Genomic DNA, 6,825 nt, shown 5'->3' on the forward strand with positions numbered 1-6,825 from the left:
AAGCCGGGTACTGCACAGGTGCCCGGTTCAGCAGAAAAAACTGTGGGAGCTGGCTTGCCAGCGATAGCGATGTGTCAGCCACCATTAATGGTGATTGCTCCGCCGCCATCGCTGGCAAGCCAGCTCCCACAGTTGTTTTGGGGTGTTTGCAAAGTTGTTGCGGGGCTCCAACATCACGCCCATCAATCATCCTGTTCAGCCTTTATCAGCACGCCTAGACTCGGCCCAATCCCAATTTTCAGGTAGGCCGCCATGTCCGAGACGCTGCTCAGTTCCCGCAATCTGGCTTTCGAGCTGTACGAAGTCCTCGATGCCGAGGGCCTGACCCGGCGTGAGCGCTTTGCCGAGCACAACCGTGAAACATTCGATGCGGCCCTTGGCACGGCGCGCAACATCGCCGAGAAATACTTCGCACCGCACAACCGCAAGGGCGACGAGAACGAGCCGCGCTACGAAAATGGTCAGGCGGTTCTGATCCCGGAAGTGAAACCGGCGGTGGACGCGTTCCTCGAGGCCGGCTTCCTGAATGCCGCGCGCAGTTTCGAAGCGGGCGGCATGCAACTGCCGACGCTGCTGTCGCAAGCGTGCTTTGCGCACTTTCAAGCGGCGAACGCGGCGACCACTTCCTACCCGTTCCTGACCATGGGCGCGGCCAACCTGATCGAAAGCTTCGGCAGCGACGAGCAGAAACAGCGCTTCCTGCAACCGATGATCGACGGCCGTTTCTTCGGCACCATGGCCCTGACCGAACCGCACGCCGGTTCGTCGTTGTCGGATATTCGTACCCGCGCCGAGCCGGCGTCTGACGGCACCTATCGCCTGAAGGGCAACAAGATCTTCATTTCCGGCGGCGATCACCCGCTGTCGGAAAACATCGTGCACATGGTGCTGGCCAAACTGCCCGACGCGCCGCCAGGCGTGAAAGGTATTTCGCTGTTCATCGTGCCGAAGTTTCTGGTCAATGCTGACGGCAGCCTCGGTGCGCGCAACGATGTGCTGCTGGCCGGGCTGTTCCACAAGATGGGCTGGCGCGGCACCACCTCGACGGCACTGAACTTCGGCGATAACGGCGATTGTGTCGGCTATCTGGTGGGCAAGCCGCACCATGGCTTGAGCTACATGTTCCAGATGATGAATGAGGCGCGGATCGGCGTCGGCATGGGCGCAGTGATGCTCGGTTACGCCGGTTACCTGTACTCGCTGGAATACGCCCGCGAACGCCCGCAAGGGCGGGTGCCGGACAGCAAGGATCCAACCACCGCGCCAGTGGCGATCATTCAGCACGCCGATGTCAGACGCATGCTGTTGACGCAAAAGTCCTACGTCGAAGGGGCGTTTGACCTCGGTTTGTACGCGGCGCGACTGTTCGATGACACCACGACGCTGGAGACCGAAGCCGAGCGTAAACAGGCCCATGAGTTGCTGGATCTGCTGACGCCGATCGTCAAATCCTGGCCGTCGGAGTTCTGCCTGAAGGCCAACGAACTGGCGATCCAGATTCTCGGCGGCCACGGTTACACCCGCGAATACCCGGTTGAGCAGTATTACCGCGACAACCGCCTGAACCCGATCCACGAAGGTACCCACGGCATTCAGTCGCTGGACTTGCTCGGGCGCAAACTGGCGCAGAACGGCGGCGCCGGATTGAAGCAACTGATCCGCCTGATCGCCAACACCGCCGAGCGCGCGACCGCGTATGAATCGTTAACGGCATTGCGTGAGCCACTGGAGCAACTGGTGGCGCGCCTGCAAACAGTCACCATCGGCCTGCTGACCGATCTGGCGCAGGGCAAGGTCAACAGCAGCCTGGCGAATTCGGCGCTGTACTTGAAGGTATTCGGGCACACGGTGATTGGCTGGCGCTGGCTGGAACAGGCGATCCGCGCCGAGGAAGGTCTGGCCAAAGGCAATGCGGCAGATGCTGACTTTTATAAGGGCAAGCTGCAGGCAGCGCGGTATTTCCTGACGTGGGAAGTGCCGGGCTGTCACCATGAGCTGGCGTTGCTGGACGCGCGGGATGATACGTGTCTGGCGATGCAGGATGCGTGGTTCTGATCCAGATTTTTTGTCGCTGCTGATGCCGTCTTCGCGGGCAAGCCCGCTCCCACAGGGTCCTGTGGCGTTCACATATTAAGTGACCTGTCACAAGACCTGTGGGAGCGGGCTTGCCCGCGAAGAGGCCCGAACGGAGGACACATCAGCTCAACTTGAACCCTCCCATCTGCCGCGCCAGATCATCCGCCAACCGCTGCAACATCTGACAATCCTCACGACACGCCCGCACCTCTCCGGCCGTGGCCCGGGCCAGATCGGAAATTCCCTGCACGTTGCGGTTGATCTCTTCAGTCACCGCCGACTGTTCTTCTGTCGCGGTTGCCACTTGATGGTTCATGTCGCTGATGCGCTCGACCTGCCCGGTAATCGCGGTCAGGGAGGCGCCGGTACGCTGGCTCGACTCAACCCCGGTGCCGGTCGCCGCCTGCCCGGTACGCATCGATGACACCGCATTCTCGGCGCCTTGCTTGAGGCTGCCGATCATCTGCTGGATCTCGTCGGTAGACGCCTGAGTCCGTCTCGCCAAGGTGCGTACTTCATCGGCCACCACGGCAAACCCACGGCCCATGTCGCCGGCCCGCGCGGCTTCGATGGCAGCGTTGAGCGCCAGCAGATTGGTCTGCTCGGACACCCCGCGAATCACTGCCAGCACCGAATCGATCGACGCCACCTGATGCGCCAGCTCACCCACCGCGCCCGCCGCCACGCCAATCTCATCGGACATGCTTTCGATATGACGAATCGAGCCGCCAACCACTTCCCGCGCCTGCAACGCTTCATCCCGGGCGGTTTGCGAGGCGAGTGCGGCGTTGCCGGCGTTCTGCGCGATTTCCTGCACGGTCAGGCCCATCTCGTGCACCGCGGTGGCGACCATGTCGGTCATTTCCTGCTGACGCCCGGAGCGTTCAGCGGTGTTTTCCACCACTTTCGCCACTTGGCCGACGGCTGTGCGCAGGCGCTCGCTGGTGGTCAGCACTTCGCCGATCAGCCCGCGCTGGCTGTCGAGGAAACGGTTGAAGCCTCGCGCCAGATCGCCCAGCTCATCGGCGCGACTGGAATCTAACCGATGGGTCAAATCTCCACCGCCGCTACCGATCGCTACCAGCGCGGCTGTTACCTGACGAATCGGTCGCACCAGCCCCTGGGCCAGCCACACCACCAGCGCCAAGCACACCAGCGCCACCGCCAAGCCGATACCGCCGCTCATCCACATCGCCTTGCGGGCTTCGGCGTAGATCTGCGCTTGCGGCACTTCGGCCACCAGCGTCCAGCCCAGATCGCGCAGCGGCAGGCTGAAGGCGAGGAAGTCTTCGCCATCGCGCTGGAACGAGCTGTTGGTGGCGACTTTTTGACCCATGACCGCTTGCGCCGCCGACGCACCGATTTGCTCCGTGAGGGTGCGCTTGCCGCTGAACTGCGCCTCGGGATGGACCTGGATCAAACCGTCGGAACGCACGAGATAGACCTTGCCGCGTTCGCCAAAGCTGAAGTTGTGGATCAGCTCCGACAGCTCTTTCATGCTCAAGCCCAGCCCGGCGACGCCGACCACTTTGCCGGCCTGCTCGACCTTCAAGTCGATGAACAGCGCCAATTCTCCAGTGGCGCCATCGTTGTCAATGTTCAGGGTGCGCGGCTGATTGCTGTCGAGAAAGGAATAGAACCAGGCATCGGCTGGTTTGGTCCGGCTGAGCGTGCGATCCAAGCCTTTTTCGGTGATGTAGTGATTGGAGTCGCTGCCGATGATCAACGCAGTGAAGGCTTTATGTTCGGCGCGGATGCCTTCCAGATACTGCGCGAAAGCCGCTGTTTTGCTGCTGTCTTCACCCGAGGCCAGCCAGTCGCGCACCATGCTGTTGCTCGCGATGTCTTTGGCGGCTGTCAGCGGCTGGACGAGGATGCGTTCGATGTCGTTGCGCGTCGCTTCGATGCTCGACGGCAGCGCTTGTTCGACCAGATAGCTCTGGGCGAGGCGGTTGACCACCAGGGTATAAATGCCAATCACGATCAGGATGCTGACCAGCAGGGCGGTGCCCATGCTGAGAATCAGCTGCCATTGAATACTGCGTCGCCACAACTGCATGGAGCACCCCCAAAGAATAAGTGGCCGAAACAATGCAACAGCCGTGCCGATTGTATACAACCTGATCGACAATCTATTCTTTGGTTGTGCGCAACCCCATCAGCCCTGATTGATGGTCTTGGCGATGGTGTCGACCGTGGCGCTGACTTGCTCTTGGTAACGGTCGAGTTCCTGCTGGTGCTGCTTCTTCATTTCGATCTGCTGCGAGCACAGGTTCATCGCTGCCAGCACCAGCAAGCGGTCACCGATCAGCGTCGGGTATTTGCGTTTGGTGTCGGCCAGAGCGGCCTTGAGCATCAGTGCGGCGTCCAGCAGGGTCTGTTCTTCCCCGGCCGGTGCCTTGATCGAATAGTCCTCCCCGAGAATGGAGATGACTTTTACCCCTGCGGTGCCGTGGTTCATGCGCTGACAGGACCTGCGTTGACGCGATCAACCAGGGCCTGGATGCGCGCTGCGGTGGCGCCGTGCTTCTCTTCCTGTTCCATCAGGCTCAGTTGCAGGCTTTCGTTTTCATCCTTGGCCTGGGCCAGTTCCGTGGACAGGGTCTGGTTGGTTTGCGCGAGGGTCTGGTTCTGTTGCACCAGGTCGCTGACGAGCTGTTCCAATTGGCTGAGGGATGCTTCCAACATTTTGATCTTCCAGGCGTTTTTCAAAGGGCGCGTACGATAAAGAAAAGTCACTGCGGATGCCAGGGCTATACCGGCGCAAGGCCTTGATTTTCCTGGCGGCCGACTGTTCTCGCGAGTTTAAAAGACTGTGATCTGCCGATCTGGTTCCTGCACTTCGTCGCTCAGCCCCCTATGCGACAAATACGCACAGTGCCTCAAGACTTTAGTCGTATGACCGATAAGTCATCCATACAGCAGTCTCAGCCCGCATGGATGCGGCCCTTTCTGGTATCCGCGCCATGTCCCTTCGCAATATGAATATCGCCCCCCGGGCGTTCACCGGCTTCGCCCTGATCGGCGGCCTGATGCTGATTCTCGGCGTGTTCGCCCTGAACCAGATGAGCAAAATCCGCGGCGCTGCCGAGGACATCACCAACAGCAGCGTGCCGAGCATCAAGAACCTCGACGAGTTCACCCAACTGACCTTGCGCCTGCGGGTGCTGTCGTATCGCTTGCTGGTCAATCGCGAGCCGGACGTGCAGCAGAAGACCATGGAACTGCTGGACACCCGCAACCAGCAGATCCGCGCCGCCCAATCGGCCTATGAGCCGTTGATCAGCGGCCCGCAGGAACGCGCGGCCTACGATCAATATGTGCAGTTGCTGGGCCAGTACCGCCAGATCGAAGACCGGATGAAGAGCCTGTCGCGCAACAATCAGGTGGACGAGCTGCGCAACCTGCTCAACACCGAGTTGCTGAACAACTCCGAAGCGATGAACACCGTGCTCAACCGCCTGATGCAGATCAACGGCGAGCAGATCAGCCAGACCAATCAAGAGGCGGTCGACCAGTATTCCTCGGCGTTCAATCTGGTGGTCACCCTGCTGGTGGTGGCGACCGGCCTGACCTTGCTGTTCGCCTGGCTGCTGACCATCAGCATCACCAAGCCGATTTCCAAAGCACTGGACGCGGCAGAAACCATTGCCGAGGGCAATCTGACCCAGCCGATCCACGTCGACGGCACCGACGAAGCCGGACGTCTGCTGGCGGCCATGGCCAAGATGCAATCGAAGTTGCGCGACACCTTGCAGCGCATTTCCGGCTCGGCCACCCAGCTTGCATCTGCGGCGGAAGAACTGAACAGCGTCACCGACGAAAGCGCCCGTGGCCTGACCCAGCAGAACAACGAAATCGAACAGGCTGCCACCGCCGTCAACGAGATGACCAGCGCCGTGGAAGAAGTGGCGCGCAACGCAGTGAGCACTTCGGAAGCCTCGAAGAACGCCACCACTTCGGCGGGCGACGGCCGCGACCTGGTGCAGGAAACCGTCAGCGCTATCGAGCGCATGAGCGCCGACGTGCAGAGCACCGCGACCCTGATCGGCGATCTGGCGAATGAGTCCCGTGACATCGGCAAGGTGCTGGACGTGATTCGTGGTCTGGCGGATCAGACCAACCTGCTGGCCCTGAACGCGGCGATTGAAGCGGCACGTGCCGGTGAAGCCGGGCGTGGTTTCGCCGTAGTCGCCGATGAGGTGCGTGCCCTGGCGCATCGCACCCAACAGTCGACCAGCGAAATCGAACGCATGATCGGCAGCATCCAGAGCGGCACCGAACACGCCGTGGATTCGATGCGCAACAGCACCGAGCGTGCCGAATCGACGCTGAACATTGCGCGTGGCGCCGGGATGTCGCTGGACACCATCAACAGCGCGATCGTCGAGATCAACGAGCGCAACCTGGTGATCGCCAGCGCCGCTGAAGAGCAGGCACAAGTGGCCCGCGAAGTGGATCGCAACCTGGTGAACATCCGCGACCTCTCGGTGCAATCGGCGACCGGCGCGAATCAGACCAGTGCGGCGAGCAACGAGCTGTCACGGTTGGCGCTGGATCTGAACAATATGGTCGGGCGGTTCAGCCTGTAAATTTTCAGATCAAGGTCAAAAGCCCCTCACCCCAGCCCTCTCCCAGAGGGAGAGGGGGAAAGGGAGCACATTGGGGGCTTTGCAGATTTTGAGTTCGGCTCGATATAGCAGGTCGGTGTAACTTGAACAAACCCCGCGGTCGGTCCCCTCTCCCTCC

4 protein-coding genes and 2 pseudogenes are annotated in these 6,825 nt (G+C 61.0%); 3 read left to right on the forward strand and 3 right to left on the reverse strand.

Features of this window, described 5'->3' with window-relative positions; genetic code table 11:
* Positions 1 to 252 precede the first annotated feature (252 nt).
* On the forward strand, positions 253 to 2,055 hold the full coding sequence (locus OC71_RS06395) for an acyl-CoA dehydrogenase (protein ID WP_041065885.1): 1,803 nt from the start codon (positions 253 to 255) through the stop codon (positions 2,053 to 2,055).
* Positions 2,056 to 2,197: 142 nt separating this feature from the next.
* On the opposite strand, the gene OC71_RS06400 is transcribed toward OC71_RS06395, so the two are convergent.
* The 3 genes from OC71_RS06400 to OC71_RS06410 form a co-directional block, all read right to left on the reverse strand.
* Positions 2,198 to 4,135, reverse strand: a complete 1,938-nt coding sequence (locus OC71_RS06400) for a methyl-accepting chemotaxis protein (protein WP_041065888.1) — start codon at positions 4,133 to 4,135, stop codon at positions 2,198 to 2,200.
* Positions 4,136 to 4,234: 99 nt separating this feature from the next.
* Positions 4,235 to 4,537, reverse strand: coding sequence for a cell division protein ZapA (locus OC71_RS06405; RefSeq protein ID WP_007967308.1), 303 nt, complete (start codon positions 4,535 to 4,537; stop codon positions 4,235 to 4,237).
* Entirely contained in the window at positions 4,534 to 4,764 is a 231-nt protein-coding gene (locus OC71_RS06410; RefSeq protein WP_007967306.1) for a hypothetical protein, read from the reverse strand. Before OC71_RS06410 ends, OC71_RS06405 begins: the two co-directional genes overlap by 4 nt.
* A gap of 344 nt (positions 4,765 to 5,108) precedes the next feature.
* On the opposite strand from OC71_RS06410, the pseudogene OC71_RS28645 reads away from it, so the two are divergent.
* Together OC71_RS28645 and OC71_RS28650 are read left to right on the forward strand one after the other, a co-directional pair.
* Positions 5,109 to 5,765, forward strand: a pseudogene (locus OC71_RS28645) (MCP four helix bundle domain-containing protein); the annotation flags it as partial.
* Positions 5,766 to 6,068: 303 nt separating this feature from the next.
* Positions 6,069 to 6,668: pseudogene (locus tag OC71_RS28650) on the forward strand (methyl-accepting chemotaxis protein); the annotation flags it as partial.
* Positions 6,669 to 6,825 lie beyond the last annotated feature (157 nt).

Source organism: Pseudomonas sp. W15Feb9B, from assembly GCF_000828175.1.
In the GTDB taxonomy this organism is placed as follows: Bacteria; Pseudomonadota; Gammaproteobacteria; order Pseudomonadales; family Pseudomonadaceae; genus Aquipseudomonas; species Aquipseudomonas parakoreensis.

Coding starts and splice junctions, on each gene's coding strand:
- OC71_RS06395 (WP_041065885.1), top strand. CDS start 253: ATGTCCGAGACGCTGCTCAGTTCCCGCAATCTGGCTTTCGAGCTGTAC.
- OC71_RS06405 (WP_007967308.1), bottom strand. CDS start 4,537: ATGAACCACGGCACCGCAGGGGTAAAAGTCATCTCCATTCTCGGGGAG.
- OC71_RS06410 (WP_007967306.1), bottom strand. CDS start 4,764: ATGTTGGAAGCATCCCTCAGCCAATTGGAACAGCTCGTCAGCGACCTG.
- OC71_RS06400 (WP_041065888.1), bottom strand. CDS start 4,135: ATGCAGTTGTGGCGACGCAGTATTCAATGGCAGCTGATTCTCAGCATG.